Source organism: Ilumatobacter sp. (assembly GCF_039969435.1).
Classification (GTDB): Bacteria; Actinomycetota; Acidimicrobiia; order Acidimicrobiales; family Ilumatobacteraceae; genus Ilumatobacter_A.
Window position 1 is genome coordinate 13,112 of the sequence record NZ_JBDVNU010000005.1, and the last position, 20,785, is coordinate 33,896.

At 68.7% G+C, this 20,785-nt stretch carries 15 protein-coding genes; 7 read left to right on the plus strand and 8 right to left on the minus strand.

Annotation, left to right across the window (positions count from 1 at the left end; genetic code table 11):
• Window positions 1-51: 51 nt before the first annotated feature.
• Complete coding sequence (locus tag ABJK40_RS00540) at window positions 52-1,218, plus strand: hypothetical protein (RefSeq protein WP_348481088.1); 1,167 nt, start codon at window positions 52-54, stop codon at window positions 1,216-1,218.
• 16 nt (window positions 1,219-1,234) lie between these two features.
• On the opposite strand, the gene ABJK40_RS00545 is transcribed toward ABJK40_RS00540, so the two are convergent.
• A complete protein-coding gene (locus ABJK40_RS00545) occupies window positions 1,235-2,605 on the minus strand; it encodes a TrpB-like pyridoxal phosphate-dependent enzyme (protein ID WP_348481089.1) in 1,371 nt (456 codons plus the stop codon).
• Here ABJK40_RS00545 and ABJK40_RS00550 point away from each other — a divergent pair.
• Complete coding sequence (locus tag ABJK40_RS00550) at window positions 2,604-3,416, plus strand: hypothetical protein (protein WP_348481090.1); 813 nt, start codon at window positions 2,604-2,606, stop codon at window positions 3,414-3,416. The genes ABJK40_RS00545 and ABJK40_RS00550 overlap by 2 nt on opposite strands.
• 66 nt (window positions 3,417-3,482) lie before the next feature.
• Here the strand turns inward: ABJK40_RS00550 and ABJK40_RS00555 are convergent, their stop codons facing one another.
• The 3 genes from ABJK40_RS00555 to ABJK40_RS00565 all read right to left on the minus strand — a co-directional run bounded on the left by ABJK40_RS00555 (window position 3,483) and on the right by ABJK40_RS00565 (window position 9,988).
• Window positions 3,483-6,497 carry a UPF0182 family protein gene (locus tag ABJK40_RS00555; RefSeq protein ID WP_348481091.1) on the minus strand — a complete coding sequence of 1,005 codons (3,015 nt, stop codon included), beginning with the start codon at window positions 6,495-6,497 and terminating at the stop codon, window positions 3,483-3,485.
• Window positions 6,498-6,509: 12 nt separating this feature from the next.
• Window positions 6,510-8,693: a DivIVA domain-containing protein gene (locus tag ABJK40_RS00560; RefSeq protein ID WP_348510117.1), complete on the minus strand. Its 2,184-nt coding sequence runs from the start codon at window positions 8,691-8,693 to the stop codon at window positions 6,510-6,512.
• A gap of 68 nt (window positions 8,694-8,761) precedes the next feature.
• Complete coding sequence (locus tag ABJK40_RS00565) at window positions 8,762-9,988, minus strand: S16 family serine protease (RefSeq protein WP_348481093.1); 1,227 nt, start codon at window positions 9,986-9,988, stop codon at window positions 8,762-8,764.
• Between ABJK40_RS00565 and ABJK40_RS00570 the strand changes: the two genes are divergently transcribed.
• The 4 genes from ABJK40_RS00570 to ABJK40_RS00585 all read left to right on the plus strand — a co-directional run bounded on the left by ABJK40_RS00570 (window position 9,978) and on the right by ABJK40_RS00585 (window position 13,509).
• Complete coding sequence (locus tag ABJK40_RS00570; RefSeq protein ID WP_348481094.1) at window positions 9,978-10,301, plus strand: hypothetical protein; 324 nt, start codon at window positions 9,978-9,980, stop codon at window positions 10,299-10,301. The genes ABJK40_RS00565 and ABJK40_RS00570 overlap by 11 nt on opposite strands.
• Window positions 10,298-10,903, plus strand: coding sequence for a HEAT repeat domain-containing protein (locus ABJK40_RS00575; RefSeq protein WP_348481095.1), 606 nt, complete (start codon window positions 10,298-10,300; stop codon window positions 10,901-10,903). Before ABJK40_RS00570 ends, ABJK40_RS00575 begins: the two co-directional genes overlap by 4 nt.
• A 172-nt stretch (window positions 10,904-11,075) precedes the next feature.
• On the plus strand, window positions 11,076-12,395 hold the full coding sequence (locus tag ABJK40_RS00580; RefSeq protein ID WP_348481096.1) for a hypothetical protein: 1,320 nt from the start codon (window positions 11,076-11,078) through the stop codon (window positions 12,393-12,395).
• 34 nt (window positions 12,396-12,429) lie between these two features.
• The gene (locus ABJK40_RS00585; protein WP_348481097.1) at window positions 12,430-13,509 is read left to right on the plus strand and encodes a hypothetical protein; all 1,080 of its coding nucleotides are present in this window, start codon (window positions 12,430-12,432) and stop codon (window positions 13,507-13,509) included.
• Window positions 13,510-13,571: 62 nt separating this feature from the next.
• Here ABJK40_RS00585 and ABJK40_RS00590 read toward each other — a convergent pair whose 3' ends face one another.
• Window positions 13,572-14,036: a GNAT family N-acetyltransferase gene (locus ABJK40_RS00590; protein ID WP_348481098.1), complete on the minus strand. Its 465-nt coding sequence runs from the start codon at window positions 14,034-14,036 to the stop codon at window positions 13,572-13,574.
• Between the two features lie 363 nt (window positions 14,037-14,399).
• Here ABJK40_RS00590 and ABJK40_RS00595 point away from each other — a divergent pair, with 363 nt between their 5' ends.
• A complete protein-coding gene (locus tag ABJK40_RS00595; protein ID WP_348481099.1) occupies window positions 14,400-15,269 on the plus strand; it encodes a PAC2 family protein in 870 nt (289 codons plus the stop codon).
• Window positions 15,270-15,282: 13 nt separating this feature from the next.
• Here ABJK40_RS00595 and ABJK40_RS00600 read toward each other — a convergent pair whose 3' ends face one another.
• From ABJK40_RS00600 to ABJK40_RS00610, 3 genes are read right to left on the minus strand one after another with little or no spacing between them, the layout of a single operon-like run.
• Window positions 15,283-15,969 carry an NUDIX hydrolase N-terminal domain-containing protein gene (locus tag ABJK40_RS00600; RefSeq protein WP_348481100.1) on the minus strand — a complete coding sequence of 229 codons (687 nt, stop codon included), beginning with the start codon at window positions 15,967-15,969 and terminating at the stop codon, window positions 15,283-15,285.
• Between the two features lie 49 nt (window positions 15,970-16,018).
• Complete coding sequence (locus ABJK40_RS00605) at window positions 16,019-18,337, minus strand: [protein-PII] uridylyltransferase (RefSeq protein WP_348481101.1); 2,319 nt, start codon at window positions 18,335-18,337, stop codon at window positions 16,019-16,021.
• A complete protein-coding gene (locus ABJK40_RS00610; protein WP_348481102.1) occupies window positions 18,334-20,682 on the minus strand; it encodes a hypothetical protein in 2,349 nt (782 codons plus the stop codon). Before ABJK40_RS00610 ends, ABJK40_RS00605 begins: the two co-directional genes overlap by 4 nt.
• Between the last annotated feature and the right edge of the window lie 103 nt (window positions 20,683-20,785).

Here is a 20,785-nt window from a genome sequence, read left to right on the forward strand (position 1 = left end):
GCGCGAACTCGCCGCCTCCAGTCCAACGGCGCACTTCTGCATACTGGTGGGATGAGACGATTCGTCACGCTCTCGGTGGCACTCACGATCGCCGGCCCCGCATGCGCGGGCGGTGGCGCGGAAACGAACTGGGATCCCGACGCGATCGTGTTCGGCGACCGACAGGAGTTCGACGTGGAGGACGGCGTCTTCCGTGTCGCCGTCAACCCCGACGGTGACCGGTACGCCGTGCGTCGAGACGACACCGTGTGCATCGTCGGATTCGGCGCCGAGTCCGAGAGCGACGTCGACGAGGTGTGCAGCGACCCTGCTCGCGGCCCCTCGATCGAGGGCGGGTCGTGGTCGAACGACGGCGACGGCTTCGCGTGGACCGACGACCTCACTCGCCTCCTTCTCGAGCCCGACGTGTCCGTCCTCGCTCCCGGCACGGGCGACTTCGACGTGCTCACCGACGACGGGGTCGACGACGTGTCCGGCGACGACGGGACCCCGTTCATCGACCAGGCGCCGTTCTTCGGGCCCGATGACGTCGTGCACTTCTTCCGCACCACCGATCTCGACGACCGCCCCGAACTGACACGGATCGACGACGAGGGCGAGGTCGAGGAAGTCGACGGCGTCCGACTCCCGCGCAACTCCTTCGTCCTCGCCGCCCCACGCCGCGTCGACGACGACCGGTGGGCACTCGTGTACCGGTCGTTCGAACGCGACAAGTCGGCCATCGCCGTCATCGACGTGGCCGAAGGCTCCATCGACACCATCGAACTCGACGAGCCGGCCTACCTGCTCGACGTGAACGAGGACAGCGCCATCGTCGTGTCGGCCGATGCACTCGCACGCGCCGACACCGCCGAGGCATTCTCGATCGTCCCACTGGCCGGCGGTCGCGCACGGACCCTCGATGCCGACCTCGACGACGGTGAAGTCCCGCGCGCTGCGGGTTTCTCGCCCGACGGATCGTTCGTGGTGCTGGCCGTTGACGCGCGCAACGCCGAGCCCGACGACACCCGCCTCGTCAGCGTCCCGCTCGACGAGGACGGTCGCTCCGGCGACCCGAGCGTCCTGCTCACGGTGGAGGAGTTCTCCGATGACGCACCCGACGACGTGAACCTCTTCGGCGTCGACGCCTTCGGCTCGATCATCTGGACCGACGACGGCCGCCTCGTGTTCGGCGCCGACAACGAGCGCCTCGTGGTGATCGAGACGACCCCGGGCTGATCGCGACGCCCGACCGTCAGCTCATCACAGGGACGGTCTTCATCGCCTCGGCGATCTCCTCGTCGGACAGGTCGTAGTCGACCATCTCGCCGCTGAGGTACTTGTCGTAGCTGGTGAGATCGAGGTGGCCGTGGCCGCACAGTGCGGTGAGGATCACCTTCTCCTCACCGGACTCCTTGCACGCCAGCGCCTCGCGGATCGCGGCAGCGATCGCGTGCGTCGGCTCGGGCGCCGGCACGATCCCCTCGGTCCTGGCGAAGTCGATCGCGGCCTTGAAGCACTCGGTCTGGGGAATGGCGATCGCCTCGACCAGCCCTTCTTCGTAGAGGTGCGACACCAGCGGCGCCATGCCGTGGTACCGCAGTCCGCCGGCGTGGATCGGCTCGGGCACGAAGGAGTGGCCGAGCGTGTGCATCTTCATCAGCGGCGTCATCCCGGCCGAATCGCCGAAGTCGTAGCGGTACTCCCCCTTGGTCAGCGTGGGACACGCCGCCGGTTCGACGCAGCGGATCGTCGGGTTCATGTTCCCGGCGAGCTTCTCCCGCAGGAACGGGAACGACAGGCCACCGAAGTTCGAGCCACCGCCCGTGCATCCGACGAGCACGTCGGGCACCTCGTCGACCTTCGCGAGTTGCAGCAGCGCCTCCTCGCCGATGATGGTCTGGTGCATCAGCACGTGGTTCAGAACCGACCCGAGCGCGTAGCGGGCGTTCGGGTCGGCCACGCACATCTCGACGGCCTCGGAGATCGCGATGCCGAGCGACCCGTTGTGGTCGGGATTCTCGGCGAGCAGCGAACGACCGAACTCGGTCAGCTCGGACGGGCTGGAGTGCAGCGTGGCGCCCCAGATCTCCATCATGGTCTTGCGTCCCGGCTTGGCCCGGTACGACGCCGCCACCTGCCACACCTCGCACTCCATGCCGTACTGAGCCGTGGCGAAGGCCAGCGCGGAGCCCCACTGACCGGCACCCGTCTCGGTGGTGAGCTTCGTGATGCCCTCCATGTGGTTGTAGTACGCCTGAGGTACCGCGGTGTTCGGCTTGTGCGACCCGGCCGGGCTGACACCTTCGTACTTGTAGTAGATGCGTGCCGGGGTGTCGAGCATCTCCTCGAGGCGCTTGGCCCGGAACAGGGGGCTGGGCCGCCAGATCTTGTAGACGTCGAGGACCTCACCCGGGATGTCGATGTACCGCTCGGTGGACACCTCCTGCTCGATCAGGGCCATCGGGAACAGCGGTGCGAAGTCCTCGGGTCCGGCGGGCTCGTGCGTGCCGGGGTGCAGTGCCGGCGGCGGCGGGGTGGGCAGGTCGGCGACGATGTTGTACCACTGCGTCGGCATCTCGGATTCGTCGAGCAGGATCTTCTTCGGGGTCTGTTTGCCGGCCATGAGCGAGAAGGTAGTCGAGTACATTCCGAGGCGAGACATGGGACTGTTCAAGAAGCGCCAACAGACGAAGGAGGAGCTCGACGCGATGCGCGCGGAGATGCGCAGCTTGCGTGAGCACCTCGATCAGACCGACGCGGTCAAGGATCGCCTCGCCGAGCGATTGGGGTATCTCGACGCAGCCAACGAGCGACTGCACGCACACGTCGGCACCGTGGAGGAGCGCGTCGGCGAAGTGGCCACCAAGGTCGGCACCGTCGAGAACGACGTCGTCACCGTCGCCGGCTCGATCGACCACGCCGTCCGCACGGCGGTCGACGCTTCGTCCGCCGCCGACGACATCACGAGCCTGCGCGACGAGGTGCGCACGCTCGGTGCGAGCAACTTCCCGCCGAACGGAATGCTGGCCGAACTCCGCACGCAGTTGGCCGACGTGGTCGCCGCAGTGCAGACCCAGCAAGCGCAGATCGCCGACGTGGCCCTGGTCGCCACCGATGCCGCCGAGCGCAGCGAGCAGGTCGATGCAACGGAGATGAAGCGCCAACTCGGTCAACTCGCCGAGAAGGTGGCGGCCATCGACCTGCGGGTGAACCAGGTGAGCGTCGAACTCACGAACCAGTTGAGCGAGCTGTCCGCCGACCTCGATCGTGCGAGCCGCGAGGCCGACACGACCGAGTTGATCGACCGCATCACCACGCAGTTGGGCGACGTCACCGGTGGCCAGGAACGGCTGGCGAACGAGCAGGCCCGCTACGCGATCCAGTTCCGCGAAGATCTCGCCGAACTGGCCGACCGGCTCCGCAAGCAACGCTGACCCGAGCGGGCGACCGTCGACGCCGGCGTCGTGCGTGGTCGGCGCCGCCGCGCCGACCCGACGAGGTCACCCGTCTGCCTCGACGGGAGCGGCGTCGACCGGATCCGCATCGGGATCGCCCTCGCCGCTTGCCGCTTCCTCGGCGGCTGGGCCCTCGAGGGTCGGGTCGTCGACGGGTTCGACCTCGAGGCCGAGCAGCTCGAGCGCCTGCTGCAGCAGGTCGTTGGCTTCGTCGACGCCGTCTTGGTACGCACCGAGGTCACCGTCGGCGAGCGCTGCGTCGGCCTCGGCCAGTACGTCGTTGATCTCGAGCAGGAGGTCGTCGCTCGTGCGCGGGTCGTCGACCGGTGGATCGCCGTCCTCGGGCACCGCATCGGGATCGTCGGGGTCGTCCGGCGCCAGTTCGTCGAGGTCCCCGTCGAAGCCGGGGAACAGATCGGCGAGTGCCTCGGTGAGTGTTTCGGCGAGGACCGCCCGGCCGTCGAACGATGCGATCACGGCCCGGAACTCGGTGGTCTGGTCGACCCGACTTCCCGTCCGCGCCTGGACCACGTAGTACGGGCGGACGTAGAGCAGACCGCTTCCGATCGGGACGATCTGCAGGTCACCGAACTGGACGCCGGTCCCGCCGTCGCTGTCGCGTGAGATGCGCTGGGAGATGTCACGCGTCGACTCCGCGTCCGATGCGACGAGCAACGGCCCGTCGGGCAACTGGTTGTCGTCTCCCGGCTGCACGACGAACGTGGTGAGGTCGCCGTAGGAGTCGGGATCACTCGACGCCGTCATGTACGCCTGGAGTTGCGTCCGGGAGTTGTCGGTGGAGAACTCGACGAACGGACGGAACAGGACGAACTCCTCGTTGCGCTCCTCGCCCGGACCGCTCGTGTCGAAGTAGGTGTAGTACGGGTCGAAGCGATCGGTCGGTGCCTCGGAGGCGAAGGTGTTCCGCGACGCCGAACCGACGGCTGGGTCGGTCGGGGGTCCGGTGGTGGTGTCTGCCGTGGGCGATCCCGCCGCTGCCTGTGCGATCGACCAGGCGCCGGTCCGATCGAAGAACTGCTCGGGAGCGATCCGGTACTTCGAGTACCGCTCGGTCTGCACCCGGAACAGGTCCTCCGGGTAGCGGAAGTGTTCGACGAGACCATCGGGCGCTTCGGAGATGTCCGTGAAGAGATCGGGGAACGCGGACCTCCACGCCTGGAGGATCGGGTCCTCGTCGTCGACCACATAGAAGGTCACGTCGCCCGAGTATCCGTCGACGACGACCTTGACGCTGTTGCGGACGTAGTTGTCCCTCGAACTGAGCCCGGAGTTCGCAGACCGCTCGATGTCGCCCACGCTCTCGGAGTAGGGGTACCGACTCGTCGTGGTGTACGCATCGACGACCCAGTTGACGCGACCGTCCATGGCGACCGGGTACGGATCACCGTCGTAGGACAGGAACGGAGCCAGCTTCTGGATGCGGTCGTTGACGCTGCGCACCCAGAGCATCTGGCTGTCGCTCTCGACCGCACCGGACAGCAGCAGGTTGTAATCGAGGAAGGCGAACGAGAACGCCGCCTTGCGGACGAACGAGGACAACGTGACGCCGAGTTCGCCTTCGTACTCGTGGGGTTCGTCGCACTCACGCTCGTTGGACGCGCTGTTGGCGATCGCGTAGCCACCCAGATCCTGGCTGAAGTACAACTCCGGACGCTCGAGGTCGACGGTCTGGTAGACGGGCCGCTGGATTCCGGCCGTGACCTCGCCGGCCGGGGCGAGCACCATGCCACAGCCCCGCGTGTTCAGCAGGTGGAGTCCCTGCCAACTGCGGTTCGGGATGCTGGCGAGGTCCAGTTCGAGCGCCGCGACGAAGACCTGCTCCTCCTCGCCGTCGATCAACTGGCGGTCGACGTCGAGGTCCCTGATGGTCAGTTCCGACACGTCGCTGCGGTCGAAGATGAACCGGTTCCGCATGGACGTGGGGCTCAGCAGGCGGACGTTGTCGATCGCTTCGAGATCGTCCTCCACCACCGTTGCATCGACACCGGTGTCGTCGAAACCGATCTCGCGGACGTCGATCTCGGTGAGGTCGTAGGCGAGTCGGGTGGCGACGACGTTGCGCTCGATGAACTCGGACTCCTTGGACTCCTGGTCGGGGTTGACAACGAGTCCCTGGATGATCGCCGGGTAGATCACGCCGCCCACGATCGACACGACGAGCCACAGGGCCGACGCGATGATCGGTGCCCGGAACGAGCCGGTCCTGGCGACGGAGAAGTACAGGATCGAGGTGAGGCCGGCGACGAGGATCAGCAGCAACAGCGCAGGGAGGCGCGCCTCGACCACCGAATACGTGGCGCCCTGCACGATGCCGGTCTGGGCGTTGGTCAACTCGAAGCGATCGAGCCAGTAGTCGCCGGCCTTGAGGATCGCCAGGAAACCGAGGAGCACGCCGACATGGGTCTTGGTGGCGGCTCGGATGATCGGAACCGGCGAGACGAGCACGACCCCGCCGTTGAGCACGTGCGCAGCGATCGTGAGCAGGATGACGATGATCAGCGCGGCGAACATCCAGTCGAGCAGGAACGTGAGGAACGGCAGTTCGAACACGTAGAAGCCGACATCGCGCCCGAACTGGGCGTCGGCGGTGCCGAAGCTCTGCGAATTGCGGAACAACAACCAGTCCTGCCAGCGGGCGATGGCCGGCGCCGAGAGCATCAACGCGAACACGGTGGCCACGCCGTAGCGCAGCAGACGCAGGCGGCGGCCGAAGATCTCGTGGAAGCGCTCCACGTACGGGTGGACGTTGGCCGGGAACGACTCCGGCGCGACCCGGTCCGCGATGAACAGGTTGACCCCGGCCATCACGGCGAAGATCGCGGAGAAACCGGCGAACAGCGTGACCTTGGCCCCGATCGACCCCCAGAAGACGTCGTTGCGTCCGAGGGCGTCGTGCCACAGGAAGTCGACGTAGAACCGGGCGATCGCCCGGCCGAAGATCAGGACGAACAGGAACAGTCCGCCGAGGACGATCAGCAGCCCACGGCCGCTGACACGACGTCGTGGACGGTCGACCGGAAGGTCTTGGGAGCGCCGCATCTGGCGACGAGATTAGCGGGCGACGGGAACCAACATGCAGCGGCACCCCGGGTGTGCCGGGGTGCACACCTGGCCGGTCGGGAAGGGTTGACCGGACGCCACGACACCGGCGAGACGGTTGTCGTCGCAGTCGGCGCACACGTCGTGGCTCGGATCGGGGGTCCATTCCACCGGCGTGTCGAGTTCCAGCGCGCCGAGCAGCCCACGCCCGTGCGCGACCCGCACGACGTCGTCGAGTTGCTCGTCGATGTGTCGCGTCTTGCACTCTCGGTACACGGCGCGGATCTTCTGGGTGATCGCCGCGTTGTCACCGTCACCGTCGGCCACACACCGCTCGAGGCGGTCGCGCAGCGGCTGGACCAGCCACTGGGCGACCTTCTGCGAGGCCTCCGACACCGCCTGCTGTCCGGCCGCCTTGCGCAGCTTGGGCGTGCGTTCCAGGTCGGCCAACGACGCCCCGGCGTTCGCCGCGAGCAGCAGGTCGTCGGCGATGACCGACGAGTAGCGCTCGGCGTGGTGCGCCGCCCACGGGAGGATCGCGTCGAGGTTGCGAACGGGGTCGCTGCGTCGGAGGGCGTCGAGGACTTCGTTCTGTTCGTCGGCGAGGACCCGCTTGAGCTTGCGGGCGCTCGACACGATCAGCGGAGTGAGGTCGGCGTCGCGCCGCTCGAACAGTGTCTCCTCGATCTCGGCGGACGTGTCGGCATCGACGTCCGACGCATCGCTCTCGTCGCTCTGGTCGGTGGCGACGCGCCCGTCGGCCACGTCGGCGAAGACCCCCGCGTCGGCGTCGGCGTCGGCGAGGGAACTGCGCGCTGCCGTCTCGGCGTTCGCGTTGGCTCGCAGGCGTGCGAACAGGTCGACGACCACGTGGTCGGAGTCGTCGTCGGCGGACTCGTTGCTCCGACTGGTCGTGTCGTCGGCCGTCGGGGCCGCCGTGGCGAACACCTCGTGACGATCGCTGTCGTCGTCACGTCCGTCGGCTCCGCTGGGAGCCACCGCGTTCGGCTCGGAGAATCCGGCGTCCTCGGGCCCGGCGTCGACCTGCATCTCCTCGGCCTGATCCGTCTCGACCTGGTCCGTCTCGATGTCGTCCGTCGCGACCAGTTCCATCTCGACGTCGTCTGAGTCGACCAGATCCGACTCGACCTCGTCCGACTCGGACTCGTCCGACTCGACCAGTTCCATCTCGACGTCGTCCGTCGCGGACTCAGCCGTGGGCGGTACATCCGTGGCCGGTTCGGCCGGGTCGACCGGATCGGCGGATCCGTCACCGTCGGCGTGCGACCCGTGGCTGTCGAGCACGTCGACCCGCGCGTCGGCGGCATCGTCGGAGTCGGCCGGACCGTCGTCGTCGGACGACATGTCGACCGACGACAGGATCCGGACCGAGGCGTCGTCCGACGAATCCTCGACGGTGGTGTCGTCCGTGTCCTCCGCCGTGTCCTCCACCGTGGGCTCCTGCGCGTTCGCGCCCGGCCCACGCGGAGCGTCGTTGCGCGCCACCATGACCGGCACCGGCCCCGTGGACGGTTGGAGGTTGACGTACTCGTCGGGTTCTCCGAGCGGCTGCATCTCGGACACCACGTCGACGGCCACCAGACGCGCCCGTTCGAAGGCCTGCATCAGCCGGTCACGCCCGTGGATCAACTGCTCGATCTGCTCGCGAGCGAGTTCGCGGCGCCGTGCGAGCTCGCTCAGGACGCGTTCGCGATAGGCGCGGGCCTCGTTGACCATCTCGCGACCCTGCTGCTTGGCCATGGACAGTTCGGCCTCGGCATCGGCGGCCGCATCGCTGCGGCGACGGGAGGCCTCGATCTCGGCCTCCTCACGCATCCGCGTGGCTTCGTCGCTGGCTTCGAGCAGCATCCGGGCCGCCGACTGCTCGGCCTTCTCGCGGATCTCGTGGCTCGACTCCCGGGCCGCGTTGAGGACGCGGGCCGTCTCCTCGCCCAACAGGCGGGTGAGGGCTTCGTCGTCGAGTCGCGAACCGTCGAGGTCGGGGTTGTTCCGGGCGTCGCGCAGTTCGCGTTCGAGGAACGTCTCACGCTCGCGGAGCCGACCGAGTTCGGCCGACACCATCCGCAGGAAGTCGCGCACCTCGTTCTGGTCGAAGCCGCGGCGACTGGTGGGGAACGACGCGTCGGCGATCTGAGCAGGAGACGCCGGGTCGGGTCGGGAGAACGACATGGCCATCTGCGCACGCTACGCGCCCCGCCCGGCGAGATGGTGGAGGGTCCGTGGCGGACGTCGCCGGGCCGGCGTCAGCCGACGTCGATCGGTTCGGCGGGCACGACTGGATCGCCACCAAGCACCTGCAGGACGGCGAGCGCCTCGTCCAGCGAGGCGACCGGGATCAGCACGACCTCGCCCTTGCCCGCCTCGTTCAGGCACTCCCACCGACAGACGCCGTCGTCGGGGTTCTCCGGGTCGGGCTCGGTGAGTTCGAACTGCTCGGCGGGGATCAGGAACACCTCGACGCCGTGCTGGTGGACCGCACTGACCTTCTGTTCGATCCCGCCGATCGGGCCGACGGTGCCGTCGAGGCGGATCGTCCCCGTGACCGCGATGTCGCGTCCACCGGTCAGGTCGCCCTCGGTCAGTTCGTCGATCAGCGCCAGCGTGAACGCGAGGCCGGCGGACGGCCCGCCGACGGCAGCGGTGTCGATCGACACGTCGAAGGGCAGGTCGACCGTTCGGGTGTCGAACGGCACGAACCCGATGATCGTGCGGGTCTCGTCCTGCGGGTCGCTCGCCAACTCGACGGTCACGTCCATGACGTCCTCATCGGGCCGATCGATCGTCAACACCACCGTGTCTCCCGGTTCGCCGCCGTCGAGTGCGGCTCCGAGCGCTTCGATGTTCGCCACCGGGGTGCCGTCGACCTCGAGGATCGTGTCGGCCGGTTCGAGCACGTCGGCCGCCTGGAACCGTTCGTCGCAGGTGAAGCCGTCCTCGGCGAACACGCGACACAGGACGTCCTGGACGACCACGGCGCCGGGCTCGATCTCGGGTGCGAACCCCGCCGCCGTGAGTGCCACGAACTGTGCTTCCTGCGTGGCCGTGCGCATCTGCTGGAGGCTGATCTGGCGGTTCTGCGCCGAGGTCCGCTGGCCGTTCTTGCCCTCTTCGGTCAGCAGGTCGACGACGGGGTCCGGCGAGCCGATCATCCAGGACAGCACGGACTGGTCGGGAGCGCTCACCGTGACGAAGAAGAAGTCGCCGTCGGTGTCGTACACCTCGACGTCGTCGGGCAGGTCGTTGTAGACGACGCGATCGTTGACCGACTCCGCCGACGCCGGGGTCCGTGCGTACGGGGCCGGCTGCTGGACACCGAGGCGGGGGTTCTCGGTGGTGGCGATGACGTCGGACGGCACGAGTGACGCGATGGCGAAGACGACGAGGCCGAGCAGCGCTGCTCCAGCGGGAATCCATGCCCACCACCGCTGACGGGGCGCAATGAGTACGATGGGGGTTGTCGTGTCGGTCACTGATTTCACCACTGCTGCCGGTTGGATGGCCGGGCTCGCCATTGCGGCCATGCTGTTCGCCGGCTGGCGCAAGAATGCCAGAGCCGTCCCCCGAACACCACGCGCTGAGCCAAAAGTCCGTCGCCCACGCGTTCCGATCGGAATCGCCGAGGCGACCGTGCCGCTGTACAAGAGCCCGAACGTGCTGCGCCGGTTGTGGGCCGCGGTCGCGAGTGCAGGTCTCGGCATCGTGATCGGTGTCGTCACGGCGATCGTCATCGCCTTCGGGAGCGCCTACGCAGTCGTCACGCTCACCGATCTGCTGAAGTCGTGACCACGGGGCCTCAGCCCACGCGACGCGACGTGGCCTCGGCCGGCCACACCGGTGATGTCGGCACTGCTCGCGACGGGCTCGTCGCCGACGACCCGGGCGTCCGTTCCGCAGCGCTCGGTGCCCTCGAACGACTCGGGTGCCTCACCGACGCCGACCTGACGACCGCACTGACCGACCCCGTGTCGTCGGTGCGGCGCCGGGCGGCCGAGGTGGCCGCCACCCACCGCGGGGTCGATCTGGTCGCGACCCTGCACGACACGGACGACCGGGTGATCGAGGTGGCCGCGTGGTCGTGCGGGGAGCACGAGTCCCGGCGCGACGCGGTCGTCGACCGACTGCTCGAGCTCGCCGTCGAATCGGGCGAACCGCTCGTGCGCGAGTCCGCCGTTGCCGCTCTCGGTGCGATCGGCGACGAGCGCGCCGTCGCCACGATCATCGCTGCATGCAGCGACAAGCCGGCCGTGCGGCGTCGCGCCGTGCTCGCACTGTCGCCGTTCCTCGGCGACCCCGAGGTCGAGGCCACCGTCGATCGGGCCCTCGAGGACCGCGACTGGCAGGTCCGACAGGCCGCCGAGGACCTGCGCCGCATCACCGGCACCTGATCTGCTCCGGCGACCAGGTCGAACGGTGAGGCCTCGACACCCGGGAAGCTCGATCGCCCGTCACGGTCGGACCTGATCACATCGGGTGATTCCCCAGATCCGCGCTCATGATCGGTCAGGATCGACCGATGATCAGAGGGCACCTGTCGACCGCCCGCCTCCGGAGGCCCGCATGAAACGAATCAGCATCCCGGTCCGCGTCGTCGTGGCCGTTGCCACCGCACTGGTGTCGTTGACCGCCGTCGGGTCACCGGGCCTCGCCCAGACCGATTCGATCGGGGCAGGCGGGGAGTACTTCAGCGTCACGCCCACACGCGTCTTCGACCGACGCGTCGGAGCGAACAGCACGACCGAGATCGACGTGTGGGTCGAGTCGAGCGGGATCGCCCGGGGCGACATCCTGGCGGTCGCCGCGAACATCACGCTCGCAGGCGCCCAGGGAACCGGGTACGTGAGCGCAGCCGCCGCGAACGGCCCCGCCGACGCCACACCGACCTCGCTGCTCAACACGAACACTCGCGGCGACGTCGTGCCGAACTTCGGCATCATCGGCGTCGACGACGCACGACTCGACGTCAGCGTGGTCAGCGGTGGGGCAGGAACCAACCGACTGATCGTCGACGTCGTGGGCTACGTCACCACGTCGTCGCACACCGCGAGCCGAGGGGCCCGGCTCATCGGCGTCACGCCCGAGCGAATCCTCGACACCCGGGCGAGCACGCCGATCGGGCCCGAGGGCAATCGGACGGTGAACGTCTCGCAGCGAGCCGGCGTCGGATCGAACGCAACCGCCGCCGTGGTCAACATCACGGGGATCAACACACGACCGGAGTCCCAGAACACGTACCTCACGGCGAGCGCCTCCCCCGTTCCCCGGGGGACCGAACCCGAGAGTTCGAACGGCAACTACCGCCGCGGCGACATCGTGGCCAGTCTGGCGATCGTCGAACTGGACGAGTCCGGGAACTTCAACCTCTACAACCGGTCGGGATCGCTGAACGTGGCCGTCGACATCGTGGGGTACCTCGAGCCTCGCGACGACTCCACCACCACAGGCCGGATCCTCGCCCTGCAGGCGCCGTTCCGCACGATCGACACCCGAGCCGCGGCATTCGGCGGGGTCAAGCTCGGGGCGCAACAGTGGGAGGACCTGAGTTTCGACGGCTTCACCAACTCGATCACGCTCGACGGTCAGGCGGTCGGGAACCAGGGCGCCCTGTTCGCCAACGTGACCGCAGTCGCGCACGAGCGAGCACGCGCCGCCGACCCGGCCAACAGCTACCTGTCGCTCAACCCGGCGTATCCGAACGGCGCCTACCCGCAGGGCGACGCCGACAACTCGAACATCAACGTCGTCGAGGGCCGCAACGTGGCCAACGCCGCGATCGTCTCCTACGGCACCAAGGCCGGTGACGACAACGTCGTGTCGGTGTTCAACCGGCGGGGCGACACCCACTACATCGTCGACGCATTCGCGATCATCCTGGACTGACCTCGAGACACCACGCACCATGAACCCTCGCACCATGAACCCTCGCACCCTCCTCTCCGCTCTCCTGGTCGCCGGCATCGCGCTGGCCGCCTGCGGCACCTCCGGAGGCGACACCCTCGAGATCGGCGGCTCCGACGACCCGATCGACCGTTCGGTTCCCGCCGACACCCCCGACGCGGCGTCGGCGTCTCGGACCGGTGCGCCGGGATTCACGTCCCCGGTCGACGCGCGCAACGCCGTCCCCGCGCGACGCCTCACACCACCACCACCCCCGACCGCCAACCAGCAGCGGCCCGAGGTCTACCTCGCCTTCTACGGCTCCGAAGGCCTGCTCGGAGCGGACAACCAGTGGACGTATGCCCGCGACAACCTCGACGGACTCTGGGGCAATGCGTTCGGTGGCTCCGACTCCGTCGAGAAGGCCGTGGCGCTCACACGCGCTGTCGGCACCCTCGACCTCGTCGTGGAGCACCCGATCACCCTCGGAGGAGGATGCGTCGGCTTCAAGGACGACCGCTACTGGCAGGCGGTCGAGAACGTCGGCGGCTTCACCTTCGACCGTCAAGGGGTCTCGGTGTACGCCGCCGAGAATCCCGGCTGCTGGGCGAACGTCGGAGGCGTCGCGGGCGCGCGCAACCACTACGCGCCGCAGGGGTACGGCACCATCGAGACCCTCTACCAACCGCAGAACCTCACCAACAGCGTGAATGCGGCGTCGTTCCCGACCATCGGTGCGGGCAGTGCGGGCGAAGCGGCCCTCTACAGCGGTGACCGCATCGGCGTCGAGTGCCCGCTCGACGTGTGCGCCGGAGTCGGCTACGCCGACGGTTTCTACCGCGCGATGAGCATCGCCCGCGATCGCGGTGTGCCCTTCACCTGGTTCACCGGCTACTCGGACAGCTACGGGATCAGCCGGCGGGGGTGGATGGGTCGGGTGCAGAACATGTACAACAACATCACGTTCCGCGGCCTGTGGCGTGCCGGCGACCGCATCGTGGTCATCAACTACGACAACTACCCGGCACTCCCCGAGCGCAACGGCGACGGTTCCTTCGCCGACACCACGTCGGGAATCGTCGGTTGGCTGCTGTCGCAACGACCGATCCAGGGCTGATCGTTCCGCCGGACGTGACGTCACGGGTCCGGACCAGGCCCGGAGTCACCCGAATGTCGAGCTCAGAGGTCGAAGCGGTACAGGTTCGTCTCGCGGCGTTGGAAACCGATGCGCTGGTACAGGCGGTTCGCCGACTCGCGTGACGGGCGGCTGGTGAGGCTGACGTTCTTCGCCCCGCGCTGGCGGGCGACGTCGAGCGCGGCCTCGTTCAGCATCCGTCCCACGCCGTGACCCCGCGCCGCATTGTCGACCACGACGTCCTCGATCCAGGCCTTGATGCCCGTCGGGATGCGGTAGAAGGCGAGCGTGAGGCTCCCGACGATCGCACCGTCGAGGCGGGCGAGGAAGACGACCGTGTCGGCGCCGTCCACCAGATCGGCGAGGAGTTCACGACTCGGTGGGGGCGACGAGGACGAGAGCTGCGGGATCAGCGACTCGAAGGCGGCGACGAGTTCGTCGTCCACGGTCGTGGCGACCTCGATCGTCGCGCCGATGACGTTGCCGGAGTCGGTGTCGGAGTCGGTCATGCCCGCACGATAGGCCCACGTCACCATCGCCACCGCCCGAGTCGGTCCTTCTGATTCTGAACGGATCGGACCGACTCCCACCGACAACCGACCAAGTCGGTCCTTCTGATTCTGAACGAAACGGACCGACTCCCACCGACAACCGACCAAGTCGGTCCTTCTGATTCTGAACGAAACGGACCGACTCCCACCGACAACCACCCGAGTCGGTCCTTCTGATTCTGAACGAAACGGACCGACTCCCACCGACAACCACCCGAGTCGGTCCTTCTGATTCTGAACGGATCGGACCGACTCGGGGTGCCGGGCTCGGGTTCGGGCGTGCCGATCGGCGGGATCGGATGCGCCGGTAGCGTGTGGGGTGTGGGGACCGAGCACGTGCGCTGGCTGGCCGACCGGTCACTCGATCGACCGGTTCTGATCGCGGGGTTCACCGGCTGGAACGACGCCGGTGACGCCGCCTCGTCGGCCATGACCACGATGATCGAGTCGTGGGACGCCGACGTGCTCGCCGAGATCGACCCCGAGGTGTTCACCGACTTCGCCACCGTGCGTCCCCAGGTGCGCCTCGACGACGAACGCAACCGCTCCATCGTGTGGCCCACGGTCGGCGTGTGGTCGGCGTCGCTCCCCGGAACCGACGTGATCCTGATGCTCGGTCCGGAACCGGCCCTGCGGTGGCGGTTGTTCTCCGAGCAGATCACCGGCATCGCCGAACACTTCGGCGCGACGATGGCGCTGTCGCTCGGCGCCCTGCTCGCCGACGTGCCGCACTCGCGACCCGTTCCGCTGGTCGGCACCGCGTCCGACCCGGAGCTCATCGAACGGTTCGAACTGCAGCGATCGCAGTACGAGGGCCCGACCGGCATCGTCGGGGTGATCCACGACGCGCTCCACCGCTCCGGGCTCCCGACGGCGTCGCTGTGGGCTGCGGTCCCCGGCTACGCATCGCAGGTTCCGTCGCCCAAGGCGGCCATGGCGCTCGTCGACCGGGCCTGCTCGATGATCGGTACCCCGGCCCCTCTGTCCCGCCTCGCCGGCGAGGCGATCGACTACGACCAGAAGGTCGCGTCACTCATCGGTGACGACGACGACATGGTCGAGTACCTCGCCCGCCTCGAGCAGATCAACGACGAGACCGAAGCGACCGAGGGTGACCTCACCTCCGCAGCGCCCATCGATCCCGACGAGCTGATGACCGAGGTCGAGCAGTTCCTCCGCGACCAGGACTGAGGTCCCGGTCGGGTCAGGTGCGCCAGACGTGGGGGCGGACGTCGTCGAACGTCGCCTCGGACAGTTCGCCGTCGATGGCGGCGAAGGCCATCGGCCCCCACCACGCCGCTCCGGCCGTGGCCTCGGGAAGGGCGTCGCGGGCGAACCAGCCCACGTCACCGGTCTCGAGCGGGTGCGGGGTCAGTTCGCCGCCCGTCGCAGTGCACTTGAAGAGCAGCATGTACATCCCGAACCGGCTGAAGCCCATCCGCTGGCCGTCGACCACGCCCATCAGCCGGTCGATCGTGCACTCGATCCCGGTCTCCTCGTGCACCTCCTTCGCCGCCACCTCGGCGGGTGAGTACCCGATGTCGGCCCAGCCGGTCGGGTACAGCCACACGCCGGAGTCCTTGCGTTGGACCAGCAGGATCTCGCCCGCCTCGTTGCCGACGATCGCACCGACCGCCGTCTTGGGCGTCACGTAGCCGGGCACGCCTTCGCCGATCGACTCCATCCACTCCCCGACGAAGTGGTCGATCTCGCGAGCGGTGGCCTCGCCGTCCTCCAACGCGCGCGCTGCGACCTTGATGTCGCCCGCCACGTGAAGCACCTCCTCGTACCGCTCGCGCTCGTACAGGTTCTCGGTGAACGCCATCCCCGTCCTGGCGATTCCGGCGAGCGTCTCGCTCCATCGAGCCAGGTCCCGAGCGTCAGCCGTCATGCCTTCAATGTACGCCACGCGCCTCACCGGTCGGGAAGCAGTCGACCGGTCACCGTGCCGCGTGGAGGAGCGCCTTCTGGATCTCCTTGCGGTGTGCGGTGCTGTTCACGAGGTCACCCGCTCTGGTGCGGACGTAGAACGTGTCGACCACTTCGATGCCGATGGTGTGCACCGTGGCGTGGCGGATGTCGAGGCCCATGTCGTCGAGCGCCTGGGTGATGCGGTGGAGGATCCCGATCTTGCTCACCGCGCGGATCTCGATCACGGTGGCGTTGCTCGAGCCACCTTCGATGAACTTGACCTTCGGCGGCCCCGGCGTGTCGGCCTGCAACTTGCGGCGTCGCCGATAGGTCTTGGCCCGCTCCGCGAGTCGGGCCTCGATCGCGAGTTCGAAGCGGAGCGCCTTGCGCAGATCGCTCTTGACCTTGCGCCAGTTCATCTCACCGGTGGGCGACGACACCCGGAACTGGGAGGCCGCCATGCCCTGCTCGTCGGAGTACGCACGCGACGTGACGACGTCGAGCCCGTGCATCGTCACGACACCGGCCACCTGGCTGAACGTGCCGGCGGCGTCGGGGCTGACGATCGTGATCAGGTCGCCGTTGCGCGAGATGTCGACCTCGCCCGTCGCCATGGCGGCCAACGTGTCCGCGTCGGGGAACAGACGCCACTTGACCTCCGACGCCTGACCACCACCGAGGACGTGCTTGGTGCGCGACGTGAGCTCGTCGACCAGTTGTTCCTTCCACGACCCCCAGGCCGACGGGCCGGTCGCCTTGGAGTCGGCCTCGGTGAGTGCGTCGAGCAGTTCCAGCTTCTCCACCGTGCCGACCAGCCCGGCCACCAGATCGATCGTGGCCTCGTCGGAGATGTCACGGCGCATCGCCACGTCGGACAGCAGCAGGTGGTGCTCGATCATGGTGATGATGACGCCGACGTCGTGCGGATCGAGCCCGAGGCGCGGGCCGATGCTCCGGAACATCTCCATCCCGACCTCGGTGTGGTCCCCGGGATAGCCCTTGCCGATGTCGTGGAACAGCGCACCGAGCACCAGCAGGTCGGGTCGCCCGACACGATCCACGAGCTGAGCGGCGTTCGCCGCCGCCTCCCACAGGTGACGGTCGACGGTGAAGCGGTGGTAGGCGTTGCGCTGCGGCTTGCTCCGCACCGGCTCCCACTCCGGAAGGAAGCGGGAGAGCAACTCGCGCTGGTCGAGCGACTCGAGGACCCGGATCGCCCGGTGCCCTTCCAGCAGCAGCGCGACCAGTTCCGTACGCGCACCGACCGGCCAGTCTCCCGGCCACGGCTCGACTTCGTCGTGGAGTCGGTCGAGCGTGGCCCGCCCGATCCGACAGTCGTTGCGCGCCGCTGCGACGGCGGCCTGCAGCGCCAGGGTCGGGTCGCGACGTGGATCGGCACTCTCGGTCAACTCGATCTCGCCGTTGTGCAACACGACGCCCGGAGCGATCGCCCGGTCGTCCTGCGGATCGCGGTCGATCGCCCGGTTCCACGTCTCGTCGCACAACCACGACACGGTGCGACCCGCCGCCGCCACGTCGGCCATCAGGGCGTCGGCGTCGCTCCAACCCCCTCGAGCAGCGATCGCGTCCTGGTCCTCGAGGCGCATCACCTCACCGGCCCGACCGGTGGTGAGATGGGTGGCGACCCGCGCCCGGAGCAACGTGTCGTAGCACGCGTCGAGGTCGTCGAGGTCCTGGTCGATCACGTCGAGCCCGCTCGCCATGGCCCACCACACCGTCTGCACGTCGCGCAGGCCACCGTGACCGTTCTTCAGATCGGGTTCGAGGTGGTACGCCACGTCGGCCGACTCGGCCTGCCGATCGGTCATCCGCGCCCGGAGCGCCGTGAGATAGGTCGACCGGTGCGACTCCCAGGAATGGCGCCCGCGCCGGGTGACCTCGGCGGCGATCTCCTCGTCGCCGACCAGGAAGCGAGCGGTGAGCAGCGCCGTGGCGGAGTCGAGGTCGCCGTCGACCAGGTCGAGTTGCTCGTCGACCCGACGCACGGCGTGGCCGAGCTTCGCGCCCGAGTCCCAGATCGGATACCACAGTGCGCTCGCGATCGGTTCGATCTCGGCGGCCACCTTGCGCGGTCTCGCGTTGTGGACCAGCAGCAGGTCGAGGTCGCTGTGCGGGGCGAGTTCGCCGCGCCCGTATCCACCCACGGCGAGGAGTGCGACACGGTGCTTCGTGGGATTCGCCGCCACGGCGGCTTCGAAGAGTTCGATCACCCATGAGTCGGTGATCGAGGCCAGGGCGACACCGAAGTCGCGTCCGATCCGGTCCACCGAGGTGGCTGGGGCGTCGGCCGCCTGCTCGAGGTGAGCAGCACGGACCGCGGACTTCACGAGGCGAGGTCGACGGTGAGCGCGATGACGGCGAGGCGGACGCCGTCGTCGCCGGAGGTGGCAGCGATGTCGAGGATGCCGTTCGGAGTGTCGATGCTCAGATCATAGGCATCGATGTCGACGCCCAGGCTGTTGTCGAACGCCGGGGACCGGGGCCCGCTGATCGTGCTGTCGAACGGATTGTCACCGCCGAGTCGCTGCCCGCCGACGACGAGTTGCTCGGGGGCGAAGCCGCGCTCGCCTTCGTACGCCACGACGGCGAGGTGCGCCGGCGCATCGACCGAGACCGGGACCGGCATGTCGACCTCGTAGTCGAATGGCGCCTCGGGTGCAACCCAGTCGAACGGGTCGGTGACGACGCGATGACGACGCGGCAGCGAGTCGTCGTCGTACACCACGACGAGCGCCCAGGCTCCGTAGGACCCCCGGACTTCGGCAGTCGCGATGTCGCCGACGAGGTAGTCGCCCGATCCGCCCGTCGCGACCAGGTCGGTCACGTCGGCGCGTCCGACGTACTGCGTCGCGTCCTGGTCACCGAGTGACACGTCCTGGGCCTCGACGCTCACGATCGCGCCGTCGGGGCCGCGCAGCGTCACCGGACGTTCCGCACCGACCTCGACGACGACCCCACCCTGGTTGAGGTCGCCGGACCAGAAGAGACGGGCGTCGACCACCGTCGCACCCTCCGGCATCTCGAGCGTGGCGACCGAGCTGTTGAACAGACCGAGGACGGGAGCCGCACCCGTGAAGGTCATCGGCACGTCCCACCGGTTCACGACGTCCCCGATTCCGGCGTGGACGTCGGCGCACGAGATGCCGAGTTCGGCGGCGGCGGCATCGTCGCACGCCATCACCGTGTTCCCGATCACGGCGACGTCACCGCGGCCCACGGAGTTGTGGATCAGATCGCGGGTCGAGACGATCGGTACGTCGAACGCCTCGGGCAACGCATCGCCCTCGACCTGGAGGCGACCCACGACCGAACTCTCGAGCGCCACCCGGATCGACATGTCGAGCGTGGCGCCGGCCCCCACCGAGACGTTGCAGTACGGAGAATCGTTGTCGGGGTCCACGCAGTCCGCATCGCCCGCCACGAGCGCATCGAAGACCACCCCGCGCGGCAGCACGATCTCGATCGACGCGTCGACGGCGGCAGCGCTCGTGTTCGTCACGGCGATGTCGAGCGTGCCGCTTCCACCGGCGAATGCAGGGGCGGGGCTCGACACGACCGCGCTCAGCGGTGGAGGAGTCGTCTGCAACCCGACCACTCGGATGCCCTCGTCGAAGATCAGTTCCACGGTGTTCACGGGTCCGCTCACGTCGGGGCGCAACTCGAGGTCCGTCGTCTCGGGGACCGTGGGGTCGGCCGCCGAGCTGACCGGCTCGCCAGTGGCGGGTGGCGTCGTCGGGACCTCGACCGGCTGGGCACTCGTCGGCGCGCCGACCGGCTCGTCGTCCGACTGGCGAGCGAGCGACGCGACACCGACGAGCGCGAGCACGACGGCGGCGACCGATCCGAGCACGATGGCTCGCCGGGTCCGATCGGAGCGGGTCGCGAAAAGGGCTGCGGCGCCGAAGGACCGGTCGGCCGTGCCGAGACGCTCGCGGTGCTCGGCAACCGACAGCCCGGTCACAGCGGGAGCGATGGCGTCGGGGAGCACGTCGGGCAACCGGCGCGCGAGGCTCAGCATGTCGGACACGAGCGTGGCTCCGCTCGGTGCCGGATCGTCGTCGGCGGCGGCGAGTCGACGCTCGACGCGCCGTTGGTCGTGCGGGGGCAGTGCGTCACGCACGTACCCACTGAGCATCGGGATCACGGCGGCGGTCTCGTCGTCGACGTCACCTGCGTCCAACACCTCGAGCGCATAGGCGTCGAGCAGACCGCGCTCGGCGGTGGCCACGAGGTCGGTCACGTCGCCTGTCGCCCGACCGACGAGCGGCGAGACCTCTGCGGCCGACAACTGCTCGACGTGGCTGTGCCACAGCACGGTCTGCCACGGCTCGGGAAGACGGCCGAAGGCACGCGCGAGCAGCATCTGCGGATCGTCGGGTGATGCTGCGGCGGGCCCGAAGCGTCCGCCGGTCACCGCAGCGATCGCGCGCGGTCGGAAGGCCCGGATCGCCTCGTCCCCTTCGCGCTCGCCCGCATCCGTGTCGGCGAGGCCCGTGCGGAGACCCTCGATGCGGTCCGCGGCGTGGAGCCGGGTGGACCGGCGACGCGCGCCGAGCACGACGAGGATCGACCCGCGATGGCGCTCCATGAGTTCCTGCCATGCAGCATCGTGGCCGTGGCGCGCAGCATCGACGAGTTGCCGGTCGCTGGGAAGGAGGGGGGTGACGGGCATGGGGCGGTCGGGGTGGTGCTTTCGGGGCGGGCGCTCGGGGAACGGGGCTCTGGGGGACTGGTTGCGTGGCTCGGAGTCGGGGCGTGGCGCGTCGGTCTCGCTC

Excerpts from the sequence above, each read along its gene's own strand:
- ABJK40_RS00580 (WP_348481096.1), top strand. The coding sequence starts at position 11,076 with ATGAAACGAATCAGCATCCCGGTCCGCGTCGTCGTGGCCGTTGCCACC.
- ABJK40_RS00545 (WP_348481089.1), bottom strand. The coding sequence starts at position 2,605 with ATGGCCGGCAAACAGACCCCGAAGAAGATCCTGCTCGACGAATCCGAG.
- ABJK40_RS00560 (WP_348510117.1), bottom strand. The coding sequence starts at position 8,693 with ATGGCCATGTCGTTCTCCCGACCCGACCCGGCGTCTCCTGCTCAGATC.
- ABJK40_RS00590 (WP_348481098.1), bottom strand. The coding sequence starts at position 14,036 with ATGACCGACTCCGACACCGACTCCGGCAACGTCATCGGCGCGACGATC.
- ABJK40_RS00600 (WP_348481100.1), bottom strand. The coding sequence starts at position 15,969 with ATGACGGCTGACGCTCGGGACCTGGCTCGATGGAGCGAGACGCTCGCC.
- ABJK40_RS00540 (WP_348481088.1), top strand. The coding sequence starts at position 52 with ATGAGACGATTCGTCACGCTCTCGGTGGCACTCACGATCGCCGGCCCC.
- ABJK40_RS00550 (WP_348481090.1), top strand. The coding sequence starts at position 2,604 with ATGAGCGAGAAGGTAGTCGAGTACATTCCGAGGCGAGACATGGGACTG.
- ABJK40_RS00555 (WP_348481091.1), bottom strand. The coding sequence starts at position 6,497 with ATGCGGCGCTCCCAAGACCTTCCGGTCGACCGTCCACGACGTCGTGTC.
- ABJK40_RS00585 (WP_348481097.1), top strand. The coding sequence starts at position 12,430 with ATGAACCCTCGCACCCTCCTCTCCGCTCTCCTGGTCGCCGGCATCGCG.
- ABJK40_RS00610 (WP_348481102.1), bottom strand. The coding sequence starts at position 20,682 with ATGCCCGTCACCCCCCTCCTTCCCAGCGACCGGCAACTCGTCGATGCT.